Origin of the sequence: Sinimarinibacterium thermocellulolyticum, assembly GCF_040327995.1 — a bacterium.
GTDB lineage: Bacteria > Pseudomonadota > Gammaproteobacteria > Nevskiales > Nevskiaceae > Solimonas > Solimonas thermocellulolyticum.
In genome coordinates, this window is sequence record NZ_JBEPIJ010000010.1 from 57,125 (window position 1) to 77,889 (window position 20,765).

General features: G+C 67.9%; 16 protein-coding genes. 2 read left to right on the forward strand and 14 right to left on the reverse strand.

Translation table 11 applies throughout. The annotated features are described in order from the left end of the window. Nucleotides 1–82 precede the first annotated feature (82 nt). The 13 genes from tsaB to phoB form a co-directional block, all read right to left on the reverse strand. Nucleotides 83–781, reverse strand: a complete 699-nt coding sequence (gene tsaB, locus ABSH63_RS10045; RefSeq protein ID WP_352889472.1) for a tRNA (adenosine(37)-N6)-threonylcarbamoyltransferase complex dimerization subunit type 1 TsaB — start codon at nt 779–781, stop codon at nt 83–85. Continuing rightward, on the reverse strand, nt 778–2,751 hold the full coding sequence (yoaA, locus tag ABSH63_RS10050; RefSeq protein ID WP_491630891.1) for a DNA repair helicase YoaA: 1,974 nt from the start codon (nt 2,749–2,751) through the stop codon (nt 778–780). The genes tsaB and yoaA overlap by 4 nt, the downstream gene beginning before the upstream one ends. Beyond that, complete coding sequence (locus ABSH63_RS10055; protein WP_352889475.1) at nt 2,711–3,265, reverse strand: tetratricopeptide repeat protein; 555 nt, start codon at nt 3,263–3,265, stop codon at nt 2,711–2,713. The genes yoaA and ABSH63_RS10055 overlap by 41 nt, the downstream gene beginning before the upstream one ends. Before the next feature lie 45 nt (nt 3,266–3,310). After that, nucleotides 3,311–5,617, reverse strand: a complete 2,307-nt coding sequence (gene mrcB, locus ABSH63_RS10060) for a penicillin-binding protein 1B (protein ID WP_352889477.1) — start codon at nt 5,615–5,617, stop codon at nt 3,311–3,313. Between the two features lie 100 nt (nt 5,618–5,717). Next, the gene (locus ABSH63_RS10065; protein ID WP_352889478.1) at nt 5,718–7,376 is read right to left on the reverse strand and encodes a choice-of-anchor I family protein; all 1,659 of its coding nucleotides are present in this window, start codon (nt 7,374–7,376) and stop codon (nt 5,718–5,720) included. Between the two features lie 102 nt (nt 7,377–7,478). After that, nucleotides 7,479–8,195: a phosphate signaling complex protein PhoU gene (gene phoU, locus ABSH63_RS10070; RefSeq protein WP_352889480.1), complete on the reverse strand. Its 717-nt coding sequence runs from the start codon at nt 8,193–8,195 to the stop codon at nt 7,479–7,481. A gap of 42 nt (nt 8,196–8,237) precedes the next feature. After that, complete coding sequence (gene pstB, locus ABSH63_RS10075; RefSeq protein WP_352889482.1) at nt 8,238–9,098, reverse strand: phosphate ABC transporter ATP-binding protein PstB; 861 nt, start codon at nt 9,096–9,098, stop codon at nt 8,238–8,240. A 26-nt stretch (nt 9,099–9,124) separates the two neighbouring features. After that, nucleotides 9,125–10,840, reverse strand: a complete 1,716-nt coding sequence (gene pstA / locus ABSH63_RS10080) for a phosphate ABC transporter permease PstA (RefSeq protein WP_352889484.1) — start codon at nt 10,838–10,840, stop codon at nt 9,125–9,127. Nucleotides 10,841–10,849: 9 nt separating this feature from the next. Then, nucleotides 10,850–13,114, reverse strand: a complete 2,265-nt coding sequence (locus ABSH63_RS10085; RefSeq protein ID WP_352889485.1) for an ABC transporter permease subunit — start codon at nt 13,112–13,114, stop codon at nt 10,850–10,852. Between the two features lie 53 nt (nt 13,115–13,167). Beyond that, nucleotides 13,168–14,316, reverse strand: coding sequence for an OprO/OprP family phosphate-selective porin (locus ABSH63_RS10090; protein WP_352889486.1), 1,149 nt, complete (start codon nt 14,314–14,316; stop codon nt 13,168–13,170). A 105-nt stretch (nt 14,317–14,421) separates the two neighbouring features. Next, entirely contained in the window at nt 14,422–15,513 is a 1,092-nt protein-coding gene (locus ABSH63_RS10095) for a PstS family phosphate ABC transporter substrate-binding protein (RefSeq protein WP_352889487.1), read from the reverse strand. 116 nt (nt 15,514–15,629) lie between these two features. After that, nucleotides 15,630–17,036 (reverse strand): phosphate regulon sensor histidine kinase PhoR, encoded by a 1,407-nt coding sequence (gene phoR / locus ABSH63_RS10100; RefSeq protein ID WP_352889488.1) that lies wholly within the window; start codon nt 17,034–17,036, stop codon nt 15,630–15,632. Nucleotides 17,037–17,043: 7 nt separating this feature from the next. Then, on the reverse strand, nt 17,044–17,736 hold the full coding sequence (gene phoB, locus ABSH63_RS10105; protein WP_352889489.1) for a phosphate regulon transcriptional regulator PhoB: 693 nt from the start codon (nt 17,734–17,736) through the stop codon (nt 17,044–17,046). Nucleotides 17,737–17,924: 188 nt separating this feature from the next. On the opposite strand from phoB, the gene trxB reads away from it, so the two are divergent. Further along, nucleotides 17,925–18,881 (forward strand): thioredoxin-disulfide reductase, encoded by a 957-nt coding sequence (gene trxB / locus ABSH63_RS10110; RefSeq protein ID WP_352889491.1) that lies wholly within the window; start codon nt 17,925–17,927, stop codon nt 18,879–18,881. Nucleotides 18,882–18,895: 14 nt separating this feature from the next. After that, the gene (locus ABSH63_RS10115; RefSeq protein ID WP_352889492.1) at nt 18,896–19,498 is read left to right on the forward strand and encodes a glutathione S-transferase family protein; all 603 of its coding nucleotides are present in this window, start codon (nt 18,896–18,898) and stop codon (nt 19,496–19,498) included. On the opposite strand, the gene ABSH63_RS10120 is transcribed toward ABSH63_RS10115, so the two are convergent. Further along, nucleotides 19,499–20,764: a tetratricopeptide repeat protein gene (locus ABSH63_RS10120; RefSeq protein ID WP_352889493.1), complete on the reverse strand. Its 1,266-nt coding sequence runs from the start codon at nt 20,762–20,764 to the stop codon at nt 19,499–19,501. Between the last annotated feature and the right edge of the window lies 1 nt (nt 20,765).

The window sequence follows — 20,765 nt, forward strand, 5'->3', positions numbered from 1 at the left end:
TCGAAGCTTGCGCACCGCGGACAGCGTGCGCGAGGGAGCGCGAGTGTGCCTGAATCGGCCGCGCTTCTCCAGCGATGCGCCGCTACGAGCGGCGCGCGCGCTGCTCTTCGAGCGTCAGCGCGACCTTGTTGCGCAGATAGGCCGGCGCCAGCGCATCGGCGCCTATCCCCCGCCCCGCGCGCAAACACGCCAGGCCGATCGCCAGCGCATCGTCGGCGCGCGGCAGCGCCGCGGCATCGACCGCCGATGGCTGCACGCCGGTCGCTGCGCGCAGCGCGTCGGCATAGCGGCCCCAACCGCTGCCGACGGCGATCCACTCGCCCGCCTCGAGCGCCGGTGCCGCCTGCGGCGCGCACACGGTTTCGGCGCGCAGCGTCTGCGGCAGGCCGTCAGCGTCGGCGGCGAAGACGCCGAGGTAGACCTCGTCCAAGCGCGCATCGATGGCCGCGAGCACGCGCGCGGCGCCACTGCGCAGCGGCGGCAAGGCCAGCGTCGCTAGCGAGGATACCGGCGCCACCGGCCGCTCGTGCGCCAGCGCCAGCCCTTTGACGTAACCGACGCCGATGCGCACGCCGGCGAAGCTGCCGGGGCCTATGCCGCAGACATAGCCGTCGAGCTGGGTGATCGACAGGCCGGCCTGCGCCAAGAGCGCGTACACCATGGGCATCAGCCGCTCGGTGTGCGAGCGGCCGGCGACGACGTGGTCCGCGAGGATCTGCCCGTCCACGTGCAGGGCCACCGAGCAGGCCTCGGTCGCGGTGTCGATGGCCAGCAGCTTCATGACCGGATCCTCCTGAGTTGGCGCATCCACGCCATTGCATCCTTAAGCTCGCGCAGCACCGGCATCTTCGGCAGCGCGGCGAGCACCTCGCGGCCATAGCGCTTCTGCGTCAGTCGCGGGTCGCACAGCATCAGCAGGCCGCGATCGGCGTCGTCGCGGATCAGACGGCCGACGCCCTGGCGCAGCATGACGATGGCTTGCGGCAATTGCAGCTCCAAGAACGGATTTCCGCCGGCTTCACGGATCGCGTCGATCCGGGCGTCGAGCACCGGATCGCCGGGTGCTGCAAAGGGCAGACGGTCGATGATCACCAGGCGCAGCGCCTGGCCGCGCACGTCGACGCCTTCCCAGAAACTGCTGGTGCCGACGAGCACGGCGTTGCCGTCGGCGGTGAAGTCGTCGAGCAGCGCCGAGCGCGTGCCCTCGCCCTGCACCAGCACGCGCAGCGCCAGCTTCGCCCGCAACTGCTGGGCGATCACGCGCAGCGCGCGGTGGCTGGTGCACAGCACGAAAGCACCGCCGCCGCCGGCCTCGATCACCGGCACCGCGGCGTCAGCGACCGCCTCGGCATAGCCGGGCTGGTTGGGATCCGGCATCCCGCGGGGCAGATACAACCGCGCCTGCCGTGCGTAGTCGAAAGGGCTGTCGAGGCATGCGGTGCGGGCATCCTCGATCCCCAGTGTGCGCAAGAAGTGCGAAAAGTCACCGCCGGCGGCGAGCGTCGCCGAGGTCAGCACCCAAGCGCCGGGATAGGTCTCGCGCATGCGGCGGAACCCCGCGGCGAGCGCGATCGGCGTCGCGTGGAAGCTGCCGCCCTGCTGCTCGGATTCGACCCAGCGCACCTCGGCCGCGCCATCCACCTCGGCCGGCGCCGCGAGGATGTGCCGCCAGCGTTCGCGCAGGTCGTGCGCGCGTTCGAGCACCGCGGCGATCTCGGCATTGCGCTCCTCCAGCGGCGACAACTGCGCATGCAGGGCATCGAGTGACTCCGAGAGCCGTTCGAGCGGCCGATCGGTGCGCCGATCGTCGCGAAAACGCGCGAGCGGTCGACGGCCGCCGCCGCCGGACGCAAAACAGGCCTCGAGCGCGCTCACGTCGGCGGTCAGGCGCTGCGCGGCCGCGACCAACTCGGGCAGGTCGCCGCAGTTCTGCGCCTCGATCTCGGCATCGCGCGCCAGCTCTAGGATCTGCCGCGTCGACACGCGCCGGCCGAAGAACCGCGCCGCCAGCTCCGGCAACTGGTGTGCCTCGTCGAGGATCACCGCGTCGGCACCGGCGAGGATCTGGCCGAAGCCCTGATCCTTGAGCGTGAAGTCCGACAGCAGCAGGTGGTGATTGACCACGACCAGGTTGGCCGCTTGCGCGCGCCGCCGCGCGATCGCGACGAAGCAGTCGTCGAAGTCCTCGCAGCGGCTGCCCAGACAATTGTCGGCGGTCGAGGTGATCTGCCGCGTCAGCGGCTGGTCCTCGGTAAATTCGCCGAGCTCGGACAACTCGCCGTGCTCGGTCCGCCGCGCCCAGTCCTCGACCTCGCGCAAGCGCTCGGCATGCTCGGACTGCGCCAGCAGGCTGCGCGCGCGCTTCATGCGGTGCAGGCACAGATAGTTGCCGCGGCCCTTGAGCAGCGCGACGCGCACCGAGGGCGCGAGCACCTCGCGCACCCGTGGCAGATCGCGATGGAAGAGCTGATCCTGCAAGGTGCGCGTGCCGGTCGATATCACCGTGCGCAGGCCGGACAGCAGGGCCGGCACCAGGTAGGCATAGGTCTTGCCGGTACCGGTACCGGCCTCGACGACGAGCATCGCACGCTCGCGCAGCGCTGCCTCGACCAACTCCGCCATGCGCTGCTGTGCGGCCCGCGGCGCAAAATCCGGGAGGTGCCGCGCCAGCGGACCGTCCGCGCCAAGCGGCTCGCAACCGGCGTGACGGTTAACGGCCACCGCCGTCCTGCAGCCACTGCTCCAGCTCACGCACGCGCTGCCGCGCGGCGCTCTCGCCGCTTGGGTCGCCAAGCGCCGCGCGCGCGTTGGCGATGGTGCGCCAGTTTTGCAGTTCGACCCAGGGGTTGCCGTGCGCCAGCGCATTGGACTTGGCCGCGACGCTGTCGGCCTGGGCGTAGTTGGCCTGCGCCAGATAGGCCTCGCCGAGCAGCGACCAAACGAAGGGATTGCGCGGCTCGATGCGCAGCGCGCGCTCTAGCGCGGACGCCGCCTGCTGCGGTGCGCCGGCATCGAGGGCCGTACGGGCCTGGCGCATCAGCGCGGTGACCGCGGCGCCGCTCAGGTCCTCCGCGCGCTGCGGCTGGCCCGGCGCGTCGCTGATGCCCGGCGGCGGCAACGGCCGTGCCGGTACCGACGGCGCTGGCGTCGCCACCGGCTGGCCGACGATGGTGGGTTCCTCCGGGGTCCACACTCGACGTTGGCCCTCGCTGCTCGCACACGCCGACAGACCCAGCACCATCCCGAGCACGACGATCCGCTTCACGACACCCCTTGTCCTTGCGCTGCCCGTACGTGAGTTTAGTGTGCTTCAGTCGCCGAAGATCTCGCGCAGCCAGCGCAGCGGCGCCGACTGCTCGCCGCCGTAGGCGCAGGGCGCCCATTCCTGCGGACCCCAGCCGGCCATGAACGGGATCTCGAGGGTATCGGAACAGCCGCCGTCGGCGAGCAGCCCGGTCAGCCGGTCCACGCGCAGCAGCTCGACGCTGGCCGGCGGAATCGGATCGAAATTGCGTACGCCGATGTCGCGCATCACCCGCGCCCAGATCGGCAACGCACCGCTGGCGCCCGACAGCCCGGTGGGCTGGTTGTCGTCGCGCCCGACCCAGATCACGGCGACGCGGTCGGCGGAAAACCCGGCGAACCAGCTATCGCGGTAGTCGTCGGTGGTGCCGGTCTTGCCGGCGACGATGGCGTGACCCGGCAGCGCCGCGTAGACGCCGCGGCCGGTGCCCTCACTGACCACGCGCTGCATGCCCCAGCCGATCAGATACACCGGCCCGTCCGGCAGGGTCTGACGCACCGCGATCGGATAGCGCGACAGCGGCTCGCCGTCCTTGGTCTGCACCTCGCGGATCGCCGACAGCGGCGCCTGGAAACCGCCGGCGGCGAGCGTGCCATAGATCTGCGCCACTTGCAGCGGCGACATGCCGATGGCGCCGAGGAATAGCGACGGCAGCGCCTGGGCGTCGCCCTCATAGCCGGCGCGACGGATCGTGCGCAGCACCTGCTCGGCGCCGACCCGCAGCCCGGTGTAGACCGTCGGCAGGTTGTACGACTGCGCCAGCGCACGATACAGCGGCTGCGGACCGTGCAACTGCCTGTCGTAGTTGCGCGGCGCCCACAGCGCGCCGTGCGGCAGACGCAGCTCGATCGGCTCGTCCGGCAGGATCGAATACAGGTTGAACTCGCCCGGCCGCTCGAGCGCGGTCAGATAGACGAAGGGCTTGACCAGCGAACCGATCGGCCGCTGCGCGTCGAGCGCGCGGTTGAAGCCGGCGAAACGCACCTCGCGGCCGGCGACCAGCGCCAGCACCTCGCCGCCGTCGGCGCTGGTGATCACGCCGGCTGCCTGCAACGTCTGCGGCTTGATCTTGCGCGTCCGCTCGATCTCGGCCAGTCCTTCGACGATGCGCCGCTCCAGCGCCTCCTGTACGCGCGGGTTGAGCGTCGTGAAGATCCGCAAACCCTCGTTGGTCAGATCGGCTTCGTCGTACTGGCCGCGCAACTGACGCTTGACCAGATCGACGAAGGCCGGATAACGCTCGGCGCCACCGCTGCGGCCGCCGTCGACGCCCAGCGGCTGCGCCAGCGCGCGCCGGTACGCGGCCTCATCGATCAGCCCGTCGGCGAGAAAGACCTCGAGCACCAGATTGCGCCGCGCCAGCGCGCGCTCGGCGTGGCGCCGCGGGTTGTAGAACGAGGGCCCCTTGATCAGGCCGACCAAGAGCGCGATCTCCTGCGGCTCCAGCTCGGCCAACGGCTTGTTGAAATAAAAACGCGCCCCCAGGCCGAAACCGTGCACCGCACGGCTGCCGTCCTGGCCCAGATGCACCTCGTTGAGATAGGCCTCGAGAATCTCGTCCTTGTCGTAGTGGCGCTCGATCAGCAGGGCCATGAAGGCCTCGTTGATCTTGCGCGCCCAGGTCTGGCGATTGTTCAAAAAGAAGTTCTTCACCAGCTGCTGGGTGATCGTGCTGCCCCCCTGCACCACGCGGCCGGCGCGCAGATTGGCGAGCATCGCGCGCAGGATCGCGCGCGGACTGACGCCAAAGTGACTGTAAAACTGGCGGTCCTCGACCGCGACGAGGCCGTCGATCAGCAACTGCGGCACCTCGTCGATGCGCACCAGCACGCGGTCCTCGCCGTGGCTGGGCGAGATGCTGCCGATCAGCATCGGATCGAGACGGAAAATATCCACCGGCGCGCCGTCGCCGATACGCGCGATCGAGGCGATGCGCTCGCCACCGAAGCGCACGGCGAGCGTCTGCGCCGGCTGCGGTCCATCCCAAAAAGCGAACTCGCGCACGTGGATGTCGATTTGGCTGCGCGAGGGCACAAAGCTGCCCGGACCGGCGAGGTGCGGGTCTTCGCGGTAGCCCAGGCGGTTGAGCTCATGCACCAGCTCGGTGGGACTGAGCTCGAGCCCGGTATAGATCTCCATCGGCGCCGCATAGACCTGCGCCGGCAGGGCCCAGCGCGCACCGGCGAAGCGCTCGCGAATCTCGCGGTCGAGCCGCAACAGGTAGGCGCTCAGGAACACGAGCCCGACGCTCGCGGCGACGAGCAGCGTGGACGCGAGCGCGATCCTGAGCGTTCGGGGTTTGCGGCGGGCCATGAAGGCGCGCAGTGTAGACGATCGGCGCCGCGCCGGACTCGCGGCGTCGAAAGTATGAGCCGCCGGCATCCGCCGGCGGCTCGCGGTGCCTGCGGGCCGGTCAGTCGAGTTCGATCACGTCGATACGGTAGAACGCCGTGGTGCCGCTGACCTCGTGCCCGACCACCAGCATCGGCACGTCGATCGGGCTGTCCTCGGCGGCGATGAACACCAGCCCCTCGGGGCCGAGGTCGCCGGCCTGGGGATCATCCCCCGGCGTACGGCTGAAATCGCGCGAGTTGAGGTACTGGACGAAGCGCGCGCTCTGCGGATTGGTCACGTCGTAAACCATGATGCCGCCGATGCGTTCCAGACCGATGAACGCGAACGTGCGCCCGGCGATCTGGCCGAGAACCAGGCCTTCCGGCTCCGGCCCCTTGGCATCGCTGCGGTCCTCGGCCTCGTTGCCGTCATGGCTCGCGTTGAAGTTCTGCGGATAGCGCCGCGCCGTGATGCGCTCGAAATCGGCTCCACTGTCGTAGAGCTGCATCGCGCCCTCGCTCCAGATCGAGAACGAACGGCCGCCGAGCACGTACAGCGCGTCGAAGTCGCCGTCGCCATCGGTGTCGCCGTTGAAGCGCGTCGCCGCGAGCCGGCCGATCGCCTCGTCGGCCTGCAGCGTCGCCGCATCTGGGAAGGCCTCGGCATCGAGCGTCAGGGATTTGATGCGCGTCGTCTCCCCGCCTGGGATGAAATCGTTGCGGTCGTCACCCTCGTTCGCGGTGATGTAGTAGGTCTTGCCGTTGAAGGCGTAACTCGCGATCGCATCCGGCTGGTACATGCCGAACACGGGCCAGTTGCGGATGTTGATCGCGCCATCGCGGTCGCTGGCGTCGAGCTCGTTGCCGAGCACGCGATGGTCCTTGTAGCCCAGCGGCAGTACCTCGGTGAACACCGGCGCCGACAGGTCCGATAGGTCGAGCACACCGATCGCATTGGCCTCCTGCAGCGCCACCCAGGCTGATGCACCATTGGGGGCGACGGCGATGTACTCCGGCTCCAGATCCTGCGCGACCGTGGCGCCGGGACCGTAGATGCGCACGCCGGATTCGCGCAGCGCCGCCGCCTGTGCATTGAACGCCGAGAAATCCGCGGTGGCGACGCTCGGGTTCGCAAACCCGCCGCTCACGTCGATGACGCTGACCGAGCCGGGCGGATCGACGGTGTAACCCTCGCTCGGTTCACCTTCGTTGGCGACCAGCACCGCCTTACCATCGGGGGTGAACGTGAGCATGTCCGGCAGCGCGCCGACCCTCGCTTCGCCGAGCTTCTGCAGGCTGGTGGTGTCGTAGAACACGACCTTGCCCGGATCGGTCTTCGGATCGGCCTCGATCGCCACCGCGGCGACGCCGTCGAAGATCGCGACGCTGTTGGCCCCCGCACCCTCGGCGCTGGCATCGATGGTTTCGAGCAGCACCGGCGCGCTCGGATCGGCGACGTCGAGCACGTCGACCGTCGCCGCCGCAGCATTGATCACGAACAATCGCTGGGTCTTGGGATCATGGTCGATGATCTCGGCCGCGCCTTCATCGAACACGTTCGCGGCGTAGCGGCCGATCAGCGACAGGTCGAGCAAGACCTCAGCGCTGCCACCCGGCCCCTGCGGACCGGCGGGCCCCTGCGGACCGGCCGGTCCGGTGGCGCCGTCGTCGCCGTCACAGGCCGAAAGACAAAGTGCCAGTGCCGCGAACGCGGCGGCCAACCCCTGCTTGAAACGCATGCCTGTACACCCCTTGGTCGGATCTGACGAAGGGGCGACTGTAGGCAGCCGCGATGACGGCGGCGTGACGCCGCGATGACGGGCGCGGCCGGCGCGAAGGGCTCAGCCGCCCTTGACCTCGCGTTCCATGGCCTCGATCGAGACGTGGCGCACGTCCTTGCCCTTGACGTAGTAGATCACGTACTCGGCGATGTTCTTGGCGTGATCGCCGATGCGTTCGAGCGCGCGCACGCTCCAGATGATGTCCATGACCCGGCGGATCGTGCGCGGGTCTTCCATCATAAAGGTGATGCACTGGCGCATCAGCGACTCGTACTCGCGGTCGATCGCCTGATCCTCGCGCGCCGCGGCCAGCGCCGCCTCGGCGTCCATGCGCGCGAAGGCGTCGAGCGCGTCGTGCACCATCTGCACCACGTGGCGCGACAGGTGCTGGACCTCCAGCATGCCGACGCTGAGCCGGTCCTGCGAGGACAGGTCGACGGCCATGCGCGCGATCTTCTCGGCCTCGTCGCCGATGCGTTCGAGATCGGTGATGGTCTTGATCACGGCATAGACCAGGCGCAGGTCGCTGGCGGTGGGCTGGCGCCGCGCGAGGATGCGCGCGCATTCCTCGTCGATGAAGACTTCCAGCTCGTTGACCTTGTAGTCGTTCTTCGCGACCTGCTGGCCGAGTTCGCTGTCGGCGTCCATCAGCGCACGGGTCGCATCGACGATCTGCTGCTCGACCAGTCCGCCCATCGCCAGTACGCGCTGACGCACGTCCTCCAGCTCGGCGTTGAACTGACTGGAGATGTGTTGCTTGTAGCCGGGGGTGCTCATAGATGAGTTTCGAATTGCCAGTTTCCAGTCGACCGCCGTCCGTTAGCCGTATCGGCCGGTGATGTAATCCTCGGTCTGCTTCTGCTTGGGCTTGGTGAAGAGCTGGTCGGTGCTGCCGTATTCGATCAGATCACCCAGGTACATGAACGCGGTGTAGTCGGACACGCGCGCGGCCTGCTGCATGTTATGGGTGACGATGACGATGGTGTAGCGGTTCTTTAGATCGTTGATCAGCTCCTCGACTTTGAGCGTCGAGATCGGATCCAGCGCCGAGCACGGCTCGTCGAGCAAGATCACGTCGGGCTGAATCGCAATGGCACGCGCGATCACCAAGCGCTGCTGCTGACCGCCGGACAGGCTCAGCGCGGAATCGTCGAGCCGGTCCTTGACCTCGTCCCACAGCGCCGCGCCCTTGAGCGCCCACTCAACGGTGTCGTCGAGATCGCGCTTGCGGGTGACGCCGGCCAGACGCATGCCATAGGCGACGTTCTCGTAGATCGACTTCGGAAACGGGTTGGGCTTCTGGAACACCATGCCGACGCGCCGGCGTAGCATCGCCACGTCGACGTCGCGATCGAAGATGTTCTTGCCGTGCAGACGGATCTGGCCGTCGATGCGGCAACCGTCGATCAGGTCGTTCATGCGGTTGAAGCAGCGCAGCAACGTGGACTTGCCGCAGCCCGACGGCCCGATGAACGCGGTGACCCGATGCTGGGCGATCTTCAGGCTGATGTTCTTGAGCGCCTGCGCCGCGCCGTAATAGAGGTTCAGTCGATCGACTTCGAGGGCGATCCGCTCGTCGGCCAGCCCCGTGCGGGCCTGTTCGCGCCGCATCGCGTCGATGTCGAGACCTTCGGCCAGTGCCGTCTTGGGTTGAACGCCGGACATAGGGGTGGATTCCATGGGGGATACTCTCGCGCCGGCCGGGATCAATGATCCAGTGCCTTGTAGCGCTCGCGCAAGCGGTTGCGGATCATGACCGCGCTGACGTTGAGCAGCACGACCACCAGCACGAGCAGGAACGAGGTCGCGTAGACCAGCGGCCGCGCGGCCTCGACGTTGGGCGACTGGAAGCCCACATCGTAGATGTGGAAGCCCAGATGCATGAACTTGCGCTCGAAATGGATGAACGGAAAGTTGCCGTCGATCGGCAGTGTCGGCGCCAGCTTGACCACGCCGACCAGCATCAGCGGTGCGACCTCGCCGGCGGCGCGCGCGATCGCCAGGATCAACCCGGTCATCATCGCGGGCGAGGCCATCGGCAACACCACACGCCAGAGGGTTTCGGCCTTGGTCGCGCCCAGCGCCAAGGAGGCCTCGCGCAGCGAGCGCGGGATGCGCGTCAGCCCTTCCTCGGTGGCGACGATTACCACCGGCAGCGTCAGCAGCGCCAGCGTCAGCGAGGCCCAGAGGATGCCCGGCGTGCCGAACACCGGCGCCGGTGCGGCCTCCGGGTAGAACATGCGGTCGATGCCACCGCCGATGAAGTAGACGAAGAAGCCCAGGCCGAACATGCCGAACACGATCGACGGCACGCCGGCGAGATTGTTCACGGCGATGCGGATCGCGCGTGTCATCGCGCCCTGGCGCGCGTACTCGCGCAGGTACAGCGCCGCGAGGATGCCAAACGGCGTCACCACGATCGACATGATGATCACCATCAGCACCGTGCCGAAGATCGCCGGGAAGATGCCGCCTTCGGTATTCGCCTCGCGCGGCTCTGCGGAGACGAACTCCCAGATCTTGCCGAGGAAGTGACCGGTCTTGGCCAGCACGTTCATCTGGTTGGGCCGGTAGCCGTGCACCAGCAGCGCCAGCGGGATCGATCGTACTTGACCGTCGACGGTGCGCACGCGCACCGCGTCACGGCGGATCTCGCGGTTGAGCGCATTGAGCTCGGCGCGCAGCGCCTCGTACTTTTGATCCTGCTCGCGGCGGCGTGCATCAAGCGCGGCGAACTCGCTCGCATGCGTCTCGGGTGACTTGCCGTCGAGCTCCAGCCGGCGGCGCTGCAGGCGGATGCGTTCGATCTCGTAGTTGATCGCGCCGATGCGCCGCTTCTCGATCTCGCGGATCTGCGCGCGCAGCGCATCGACACGGCGCTGTGCCTTCTGGTATGCGGCCCAGGCCTCGTCGCCGCCGATGAGGTTGCCGTCGACCTCCACCGCGTCGAGAAAGCCGTGGAAATTGCCCCATTCGAGGCGCTCGAAGACCACGGCGTCGGCCGGGGTGCTACGGTCGATCAGCCAGTCGGCGATCACGTAGCGGAAATCCACGCCGCCGACGTCGCGATTGCCGATCTTGAGCAGGATGCGCTCGTACAGGTCGCGCTCGGGGTCGACCGGCAAGCCGGCATCGAGCAGACGCGCCGCGGTCACCTCCTCCTGCGAGCGGATCTCGGCCAAAAGCGGCACGACCGGCGCGCCCGGCTGCACGTAACGCGCCTGCACCAGATCCGCCGGCCAGAAGTGCGGCAGGCCGCGCGATGCGGTCAACACCAGCAGCGACAGGGTGATGATGAAGGCGACCGAGATTGCCGCGGCGGTCAGCCAGATCCACGGCTGGCCGGACTTGACGTAGGCGGCGACCGTCGAGGTGTCGCCAGCGGCGAGCTGCTGCGCGTAGGACGGTGAGGTCGGTTCCATGAGCAGGGATCAGAGGTTGCTGTAACGCGCGCGCAGCCGCTGGCGCACGACCTCGGCCAGGGTGTTGAGCAGGAAGGTGAACACGAACAGCACGAGGCCAGCGAGGAACAGCAGCCGGAAGTGCGTGCTGCCGACCTCCGACTCCGGCATTTCGACGGCGACGTTGGCCGCCAGCGTGCGCATGCCCGAGAACATGCTGAAATCGGTGACCGGCGTGTTGCCGGTGGCCATCAGCACGATCATGGTCTCGCCGACGGCGCGACCCAGACCGATCATCACCGCCGAAAAAATGCCGGGGCTCGCGGTCGGCAGCACCACGCGCACCAGGGTCTGCCAGGTGGTCGCGCCGAGTGCCAGCGAACCCAGCGTCAGGTGCCGCGGCACGGTGAAGATCGCGTCCTCGGCGATCGAGAAGGTCACCGGAATCACGGCCACGCCCATGGCGATGCCGACCACCATCGCGTTGCGCTGGTCGTAGCCGATGCCCAGCGTCTGATCCATCCACGCCTGCATGTTGCCGCCGAAGGCCACCGCCTCGATCGGCTTGGCGACGGCAAAGCAAAACCACACCACCAGCGCGATCACCGGCACCAGCAGCGCGGCTTCCCAGCCGGCCGGCACGCGGTAGCGCAGCGCGCGCGGCATGCGCAGCCACGCGTAGCCGAAGATCGGCACCGACAAGGGCAGCAGGATCAGCGTCAAGAACACGCCGGGTAGATTGGTCTCGACGAAGGGTGCGAGCCACAGGCCGGCGAGAAAACCGAGGATCACCGACGGCAGCGCCGCCATGATCTCGACCGTCGGCTTGACCAGCTGGCGCATCTGTGCCGACATGAAGTACGCGGTGAAGATCGCGCCGAGAACCGCCAGCGGGACGGCGAAGATCATCGCGTAGAACGCGCCCTTGAGCGTGCCGAGCGACAACGGCGTCAAGCTGAACTTGGGCTCGAAGTCCGACGTCGCGGCCGCCGATTGCCACAACAGGCGCGGCTCGTCATAGCTTTCGTACCAGACCCTGCCCCACAGCGCCTTGAGCGAAACCTCAGGGTGCTCGTTGTCGACGTCGAAGCCGCGGATCTGGCCGTCGGCGCCGACCGCCATCAGGTATTGCGCACGGGGATTGAAGGCCAGCAGCGCGACCGCGCCGTCGAGCAGCTTTTCGCTGACGATGCGCCGGTGAGCGGTGGCGTGGTACAGCGTGACCTGGCCGTCGGCGTGGCCGACCGCGAACGTGCGGCGGCGCAACTCGACGCCAATCGCCGTCGGCTCGGCGCTGCCCTTGGGCGGGCGCAAGTCGCGCACACGCGCGAGGTAGTAGGCGCCTTGATCGTCGCGCGCCGGGAACCATTGCGAGATCACACCATCGGCCTGGGCGACGACGATCGAGATGCCGCCGGACAGATAACGCGCCGCGCGCACGGCCGAGCCCACTTCGTAAACGCCGACGAGCTGCGCGGTAGCGCCGCCGAGACGGTACATGGCGATGCGCCCGGCCTCGCGGTCGATCACGTACAGCCAGCTCAGCAACGGCTCGAGCAGCAGCATGTCCGCCTTGACCGCCGGTGTGAACCGTTGCAGCGCACCCTCCTCGACCTCGACCTCGCCCAGCAGATTCTCGCGTCGGTCGAAGCGCTTGATCTCGACGTCGCCGCTCGCGTCGATGGCGGCGAGCACCAGCGCATTGCGTTCGGCGCGCGCGACCAGGCCGTGGCCCGGTGCGTCCATGAACGGCAGCGGCGCCTCACCCATCGGATACTCGACATACGGCGTGATCAGGCGTCGGCCATCCGGATAGCTGACGCGATAGCGATGGCGCAGCACGCTGACGCGCCCGTCGGCGAGCTGCACCGCGAGTTCGCCGCGTTCGGCCGAGATTTCGGCGAGGCCGACGACCTGACCGTCGGCCTGCGCGATCGGCTGGCGATCGCGCAGCTCGCCGCTGTATAAGTCGAAGAACACCAGCTCGCCGCTGCCGGTGACGCGCAGGCCGATCTCGCCCTGCTCCTCGGCGGCGACATACAGCGTGGACGCCTGCGGGCCCGGCATCGCAAAACTCTGCCGGGCCTCGATGTGAGCGCCACGGAACAACGGCACGACCTCGGACAGCAGGTAGACGAAGATCAGCAGCAGCGCGCCGATCACGCCCAGCCCGCCCAGCCACACCACCCAACGCGCCACGCCGTCCTTGAGATAGCGTGACCGCATGCCCGGCGCCTTGCCGGCAATGATGCTCTGCATGCCGGGGCTGGCGAGGCTGGACTGGGGTTCGCTCATGGCTGTGGTGTGCGCCCGGGATCGGATGGGTATGGCAATGGCGGGGCCTTGGGTCAGAAGCTGAGCTGCGCCCGCGCCGCCACCAGGCTGCCCTCGACGTTCGAATCGACTTCGCCCTGAATGTACTCGAACATGAAGCGCACGTTCGGGTTGACGAACCAGTTGGCGCCCGCAGAAAGCTGACCGACATCGACGTCCGGATCATTGCCCTTGCGGTCGATACGGTCGTAACGCAGCTTCAACTCCCACGCCCCCAGAGCGCTGGCCGGCTTCGGCGATTTGAACACGCCCTTTTTCACATCATACGGCTTGACCTCGCCCCCCAGCAGCCACGAAAGCTGGACGTACGCGGCCGAGAGCTCAGTATCTTCCCCTGCGGGTTGCGCGAGTGTGACAAAGTGGTATTCGCTCTGCAGCGCCAGCGCGCCGACGCGGCCGGCCAGCTCCAGCCCCAGGCTCTGCTGCTCGTCGGTGGTGCTGCCCAGGCCCTGCGACGGGCCGCGGCGGCCGGCATAGCGCACCGACGCGCCCACGGTCTTGCCATTGGCCGGCTTGTCGAGGCTGGCGATGCCGCCGACGTGGAACAGCACCTCGTCGCCGAGCACCGGCAAGACGTAGCCGCGGGCGGTCACGCCCATACCGTCGGTGTCGTCGTCGCTGTCGGCGCCATTGCGCAGGTTGTAGGCGGCAACCCCCCAGCCGTAGTTCGTGCCGGCGGCGTCCGCGAAGACGCCGGTCTGGTACTGGCGGTAGATGCCCGAGCCGCTCGCGAAGGGGCGCTCCATGAACAGCAGGTCGTTCGAGCTGGTCAGCTCCTCCATGCCGCGATAAGGCTTGGCCTGGCCGAGGCGCAGCTTGACACCAGCCAGCTCGGTGCCGATCCACATCTCGCGGAAGCCCGAGCCGTTGTCGCCGTTCTGGCCGGCAAAGTCGTTCTCGAACTTGTATGTCCAGCCGTAGGCCTCGCCTTCGAGCGTCAGACGCGCGCGGCGGAAGAACACGCCGGTGGGCAGATCGCCGAACTCGTCGTCGTCGATCCAGACGTTGCTGTCGAGATGGATGCGACCGCCCAGCCGCGCGGAAAAACGGCCGTCGTCGGACGTGACCTTGATGCCGCCGCGCGTTTCCACGGTTTCGGCCCAAGCGGGCGCCGCGACGATGCCGGCGAGCAGGACGCCGGTTCCCAACAGGAGTTTATTCATGTGCACTCCCAGGTGACGCCCGCGCCAGCGGGCGCGGGCCTGAACGATGGCAGACTCTGGATACGCCAGGGCGACGACCACCGCCGCCCCGGGCCGGATGCGGGATTACTCGAGGCCGAGATCGCGGCGGATGCGGGCGGCGAGCTTTTCAGGCAGCGGGGTATAGCCGTCCTTCTGCACCACTTCCTGACCCTGGCGCGAGAGCACCATGCGGAAGAACTCGGCTTCCAGCGGCGGCAGCGGCTTGTTCGGCGCCTTGTTCACATAGACGTAGAGCAGGCGCGACAGCGGATAGTCGCCCGACACCGCGTTCTCGTCGGTGGCTTCGACGAAGGGATCACCGTCCTTGGCCGACAACGGCAGCGCGCGCACTCCCGAGGTCTTGTAGCCCAGACCGGAATAGCCGATCGCCGCGAGGCTGGTGGAAACCGACTGCACCACCGAGGCCGAGCCCGGCTGTTCGTTGACGGTGGACTTGAAATCACCCTTGCACAGCGCGTGCTCCTTGAAGTACCCGTAGGTGCCGGACACCGAGTTGCGGCCGTACAACTGGAACGGACGGCTGGTCCACTCGCCGGTCAGCCCGAGATCGCCCCAGCGGGTCAGATCCTTGGCGCCGCCGCACTTGCGCGTGGCCGAGAAGATCGCGTCCACCTGCGGGATCGACAGGCCCTCGATCGGATTGTCCTTGTTCACGTAAATCGCGAGCGCGTCGATGGCGACGCCGACCGCAGTCGGCTTGTAGCCGTATTTTTGCTCGAAGGCCTGGATTTCCTGGTCCTTCATCGGCCGCGACATCGGCCCGAAGTTGGCGGTGCCCTCGGTCAGCGCCGGCGGCGCCGTGGACGAGCCCGCGCCCTGGATCTGGATGTTCACGTTGGGATAGAACTTCTGGTACGCCTCGGCCCACAGCGTCATCAGATTGTTCAGCGTGTCCGAGCCGATGCTGGAGAAGTTGCCCGAGACGCCGGCGACCGGCTGGTACACCGGCAGCGCCGGGTCCACGGTCGTCGAACCCGCCTCGACCGCCCTTTCGGCCGCAGCCGGCTCGGCCGTCGGCGTCGCCTGCGGCACCGCGGTCGCGGGCGCGGCTGCCGGGCTCGGCGCCGCCGGGAGGGTGGGTTCTTCCTTCTTGCCGCAGGCGCCGAGCGCGAGCATCAGGGCCAGAACAGCGGGAGCAGCGATCCAACGTTTCATGGGCGTCCTCGATCCGGTGTTGGTGGGCGGCGCAGTCTGGCCGCAAGACGCGCGCACAGTATGAAACTTTCGTGACAGTTTGATGACAGCGGTCGGCCGGGGTGGCCGCGCCGTGCTCAGTCGCGATTCGATGCCGCTGCGGCGACCGCCGGCAGGCGCAGGGTCCGCTGCGGCGGGAAAACGCAACAGAAGGTGCTGCCGACGCCGACCTCGCTTTCGATCTCCAGACGTGCGTCGAAGGCCTCGAGCGCGTGCTTGACGATCGACAGTCCCAGGCCGGTGCCGCCGCTGGCCTGCGAGCGGCCCACATCGACGCGATAGAAGCGCTCGGTCAGGCGCGGAATGTCCTTCTGCGGGATGCCGATGCCGGTATCGGCCACCGAGAAGCGCACCCCCTCGGCGCTTTCGTGCCAGCGCACGCGGATCGCCCCGCCCGGCGGGGTGTAGCGCACGGCGTTGCCGATCAGGTTGACGAAAATGCTCTGCAATTGCGTTTCGCCGCCGGTCAGCCCCAGGCGCGGGTCGATGTCCAGCTCGAAACGGTGTTGGCCGCGCGAGAGCTGGCGCGCGTCCTCGACCGCACGCTGGATCAGCGCCGGCGCATCGAGCGGGTCCTGCCGCATCTGCGCACGGGCGGATTCCAGGCGCGCGAGCTTGAGCATGTCGTTGATCAGGTTCTCCATGCGCACCGCCTGCTGGCGCATCTCGTCGATCGGCGACCGCCATGGCGCGAGCGTGCCATCCCCCTTGGCCTCGGCCTCCATCAGATCGAGATAGCCGCGGAGCACCGTCAGCGGCGTGCGCAGTTCGTGCGAGGCATTGGCGACGAAATCGCGCCGGGCGGCGTCCAGCAGCAGCCGTTCGGAGACATCACGCGCGATCAGCAGGCGCTGATGGTTGCCGTAAGGCACGATGCGCAGCGACAGGGTCTTGGCGGGGTTGATCGGCGACGGCACCTCGACCTCGCGCGCGTAATCGCCGCCGTCGAAGTACCGGGCGAAGTCGGGATGCCGGATCAGATTCGGCACGCGGATGCCGATGTCTTGCGGCGAGCGCAGACCGAGCAGGCGCTGTGCAGCGCCATTGAACCAGGCGATCTCGCCACGCTCGCCGAGCACCACCGCGCCATCGGGCAGAGCCGCCGTCGACGCCTGGAACTCGGCGAGGATCGCCGCGAGCTTCTTCTTTTTCTTGCGGTTCTTGCGCTGCAGATCGACGAGACCGTCGAACACCTCGCCCCACAGGCCACCGGGCTCGGGCAGCTCGACGCGCTTGGGCGCCTGCAGCCACAGACGCAGGCGGATCACGTGGCGGGTCTGCTGCAACAGCAGCACCAGCAGCACGACGGCGACGCCAACGGCCGCATGCTCCAGCCAGCCGCCGACCAATGCGCCGAGCAGCAAGGCCAGCGCGAGCCGCAGCAGCTCGCGGCGCCACAGGCGCAGCCGCGTCGCCGCAGGCACGACGACGGGCGCCGCGGGGGCGGTCTCGGACCTCGGCCGATCGCCCGCGGCGGCACTCATCCCATCTTCAGATTTTCTCGGAGAAGCGATAGCCGGACCCACGCACGGTCTGAATCATCGCATCGTAACCGAAAGGCTCCAGCGCCTTGCGCAGACGGCGGATGTGCACGTCGACGGTGCGCTCCTCGACGTAGACGTTCTGCCCCCAGACGCGGTCGAGCACTTGCTCGCGCGAGTAGACGCGCTCGGGGTGGCTGACGAAAAAGTGCAGCAGGCGGTACTCGGTCGGTCCGAGCTTGACCGGCTGGCCCCTGGCGGTGACCCGCTGGCTCGCCGCATCGACCACCAAGCCGTTGATCGCCACGCGCTCCTCCTCACCACCCGGCACCGCGCGGCGCAGGACGGCGTGGATGCGTGCAATCAGTTCAGGATACGAAAACGGCTTGGAAACGTAGTCGTCGCAGCCCACGTTGAGCCCGCGGATCGCGTCCTCCTCCTCGGCGCGTGCGGTCACCATGATGATGGGGATGTCCCGGGTCGTGATCTGCGACTTGAGCTCGCGCGTCAGCTCGATGCCGGACACCCCGGGCATCATCCAGTCCATCAAGATCAGGTCCGGTCGCTGGTCGGCGATGCGCAACCGCGCATCCTGTGCCGACTCGGCCTCGACGACACGGAACTCCGCGCGCGACAGCGCGAAGCGCAGCAGCTCGCGGATCGGCGCCTCGTCATCCACCACCAGTATCAACTTGCCCTGCATCGGCATGATCCCATTAAAAAACGGACCAAGGATATGAACAATAGATGACCAATTCGTGACAGGCGCTGCGCCGCTGCCTGCATGGCACTGCGCTATCGCCGTCATCAATCGAAATGCTTTGACCTATCATCCCCCCGCCCGTAGCATGCGGCGCCCCGCGCATCGCGCTGCCACCGGGAACAACACGCATGAACAGCCAGCACCACCGCCTGATCATTCTCGGCTCCGGCCCCGCCGGTTACACCGCCGCGATCTACGCCGCGCGCGCCAATCTGCGTCCGGCGCTGATCACTGGGCTGGAAGTGGGCGGTCAGTTGATGACCACGACCGAGGTCGACAACTGGCCCGGCGACGTCGAGGGTCTGCTCGGCCCGGATCTGATGGCGCGCATGCAAAAGCACGCCGAGCGTTTCGACACACGGCTCATCTACGACCACATCCACACGGTCGATCTGAAGAACCGCCCGTTCACGCTGACCGGGGATCAGGGGCGCTATACCTGCGATGCGCTGATCATCGCCACCGGCGCCAGCGCCAAATACCTGGGCCTCGACAGCGAGCAGGCGTTCCGCGGCAAGGGCGTGTCCGCCTGCGCGACCTGCGACGGCTTTTTCTACAAGAACCAGGACGTCGCCGTGATCGGTGGCGGCAATACCGCAGTCGAGGAAGCCTTGTACCTGTCGAACATCGCGCGCAAGGTCACCGTGGTGCACCGCCGCGACCGCTTCAAGGGCGAGAAGATCCTGCACGACAAGCTGTTCAAGCGACAGGCCGAGGGCAAGGTCGAGATCGTCTGGGATTCGACGCTCGATGAGGTACTCGGCGACGAGAGCGGCGTCACCGGCATGCGCATCCGCCACGTCAAGACCGGCATAACGCGCGAGATCGCCGTCAAGGGCGTGTTCATCGCCATCGGCCACACGCCGAACACCGGCATCTTCGAGGGTCAGCTCGACATGAACGGCGGCTACATCAAGGTCAAGTCCGGCAGCGACGGCGACGCCACCGCAACCAGCGTGCCCGGCGTGTTTGCAGCCGGCGACGTCATGGATCACGTCTACCGCCAGGCGATCACCTCGGCCGGTAGCGGCTGCCAAGCGGCGCTCGACGCCGAGCGCTATCTCGACCAACTCGCCGGCAACTGACCGCCGCAGCCGCCATGCGCCTCTACTGCAGCCTGACCTCGCCGTACTCGCGCAAGGTGCGCGTGGCCTTGATCGAGCAGGGCATCGCGGCCTCGGTCGAGATGATCATGACCGATCCGTTCGCACCGCCGCCCGAGCTGCTCGCGGCGAATCCGATGTCCAAGATCCCGACCCTGGTGACCGATCGCGGGGAGGCGCTGCCGGATTCGAACCTGATTCTCGAATACCTGCAGGCACGTCACGGCGGCTTCGCGCCGCTGCCGCGCGGCAGCCGCCGCTGGGCAACGCTGCGCCTGCAGCGCATCGCCGAGGGCATCATCGATGCCGCGGTGGCCACCGTCTACGAGCGTCGGCGCCCGGAAGGCATCGTCTACATTCCATTCCTGGACCGCCAGGCGCTGGCCATCCAGCGCGCCATCGCCGTGCTGGAGGCGGAATGCGGCGCCTTGTCGCTCACCGGCGTCGGCGTCCTCGAAATCACTGCCGGCGTCGCGCTCAGCTACCTGGACTTTCGGCTGCCCTACCTCGAATGGCGCCAGTCGGCGGCATCGCTGGCCGCCTGGCACGCGCAGTTCGCGCAGCGGCCGTCGATGGTCCAGACCGCGCCACCGACCTGATCAGACCGACGAGCCGAACGCGGCGATGGCGCGCATGCGCTCCTGTTCGCGGGCGATGAACTGCGCCCACTGCTCGGCCACGGTGCGCGAGCGTTCGTCCTCGGCGGCTTTGGCGAAGGCCGCCTGCGCCGCCGGTAACTGATTCAGCTCGTACAGCGCCAGACCGAGCACGACGTTGGCGATGTCCGGGCGACGCAGACCGCCCTTGTCGATCGCGCGGCGCGCGGCCTCGGCGGCCTCGCGCCACTGGCCCTGCTCCATCAACGCCTGCGCCAGGCGCAGTTCCGACTCGCCGTCGCCGGCGACGTGCGCGGCACGGCGTAGTACCTCGATCGCCGCCTCGTAATCCTTGGCGCGCACATAGGCATCGGCCAGCAGGTTCAGATGCTGCGCATCGGCCTCGACCAGCTTCTTGTCGATGCCCTCCTGCAACACCTTGGCGGCGCGATACGGCACGTCGTTGCCGAGCAGCAACTGCGCGAGACCAACGTAGTCCTGGCCGCGCTCGAAATAGCCCTGGTCGTAGGCGGCGAGCATCGCCGCGAGCTGGCGCTTCGGATCGTCGAGCTCGCCGTACACGGCGGCGAGCTGCAGCCAGTACTCGCGCTTCGGATAGAGCGCGGCGAGATCCTTGAGCACCACCATCATGTTGCGGTAGTCACCGGATTCGTAATAGATCGAGCGCAGCAAGAGCAGCCAGTTCTCCTTGACCCGCTCACCGCTGTTCTTGGCGTTGACGATCGCGCGCTCGATCGGCCGCTTGGCCTTGTCGTACTGCTTGAGCTGGAAGTAGGCCTGACCGAGCAGCACGTAGGCGTTCGCACTCGGCGCCTCGGTGTTCTGGAACCATTGTTCGAGCACCGCGGCCGCCTTTGCCCACTGCTCGGTCGCCATGTACATCTGCGCGATCGCATACTGCGTGCCGGCGCGCAGGCTGTCAGGCACGCCCTGTTGCTGCAGCACCTGCTCGTAGGCCGCGATCGCCTTGGCGTTGTCGCCCCGCTCATAGTGGCAGAACGCGAGCAGGTAGTAGGCCTGGGCCTTTTCGTAACCGTTCGCATGGCGATCGTCGGCAATGCGCGTGAGGATCGCGATCGCCTCGGCGTGCTCGTCCCGCTCGGCGAGCTCGCGCGCCTTGCTGAGCTGCTTGAACGTCGCCTCGCGCATCGCGACCGTGCGTTCCCCGCGTGCCGCTGATTCTTCCGCCAGTAGCGCCGGCGAGAACAGGCCAAGCAGGACACCCAGCATCAGGATCGTCTTGCGCATG

Bases quoted from the DNA above. Each gene is read 5' to 3' on its own strand.
- ABSH63_RS10115 (WP_352889492.1), top strand. From the start codon at position 18,896: ATGCGCCTCTACTGCAGCCTGACCTCGCCGTACTCGCGCAAGGTGCGC.
- pstB (WP_352889482.1), bottom strand. From the start codon at position 9,098: ATGGAATCCACCCCTATGTCCGGCGTTCAACCCAAGACGGCACTGGCC.
- trxB (WP_352889491.1), top strand. From the start codon at position 17,925: ATGAACAGCCAGCACCACCGCCTGATCATTCTCGGCTCCGGCCCCGCC.
- ABSH63_RS10065 (WP_352889478.1), bottom strand. From the start codon at position 7,376: ATGCGTTTCAAGCAGGGGTTGGCCGCCGCGTTCGCGGCACTGGCACTT.
- ABSH63_RS10095 (WP_352889487.1), bottom strand. From the start codon at position 15,513: ATGAAACGTTGGATCGCTGCTCCCGCTGTTCTGGCCCTGATGCTCGCG.
- ABSH63_RS10090 (WP_352889486.1), bottom strand. From the start codon at position 14,316: ATGAATAAACTCCTGTTGGGAACCGGCGTCCTGCTCGCCGGCATCGTC.
- mrcB (WP_352889477.1), bottom strand. From the start codon at position 5,617: ATGGCCCGCCGCAAACCCCGAACGCTCAGGATCGCGCTCGCGTCCACG.
- phoR (WP_352889488.1), bottom strand. From the start codon at position 17,036: ATGAGTGCCGCCGCGGGCGATCGGCCGAGGTCCGAGACCGCCCCCGCG.
- ABSH63_RS10120 (WP_352889493.1), bottom strand. From the start codon at position 20,764: ATGCGCAAGACGATCCTGATGCTGGGTGTCCTGCTTGGCCTGTTCTCG.
- phoB (WP_352889489.1), bottom strand. From the start codon at position 17,736: ATGCAGGGCAAGTTGATACTGGTGGTGGATGACGAGGCGCCGATCCGC.
- ABSH63_RS10085 (WP_352889485.1), bottom strand. From the start codon at position 13,114: ATGAGCGAACCCCAGTCCAGCCTCGCCAGCCCCGGCATGCAGAGCATC.
- pstA (WP_352889484.1), bottom strand. From the start codon at position 10,840: ATGGAACCGACCTCACCGTCCTACGCGCAGCAGCTCGCCGCTGGCGAC.
- phoU (WP_352889480.1), bottom strand. From the start codon at position 8,195: ATGAGCACCCCCGGCTACAAGCAACACATCTCCAGTCAGTTCAACGCC.
- tsaB (WP_352889472.1), bottom strand. From the start codon at position 781: ATGAAGCTGCTGGCCATCGACACCGCGACCGAGGCCTGCTCGGTGGCC.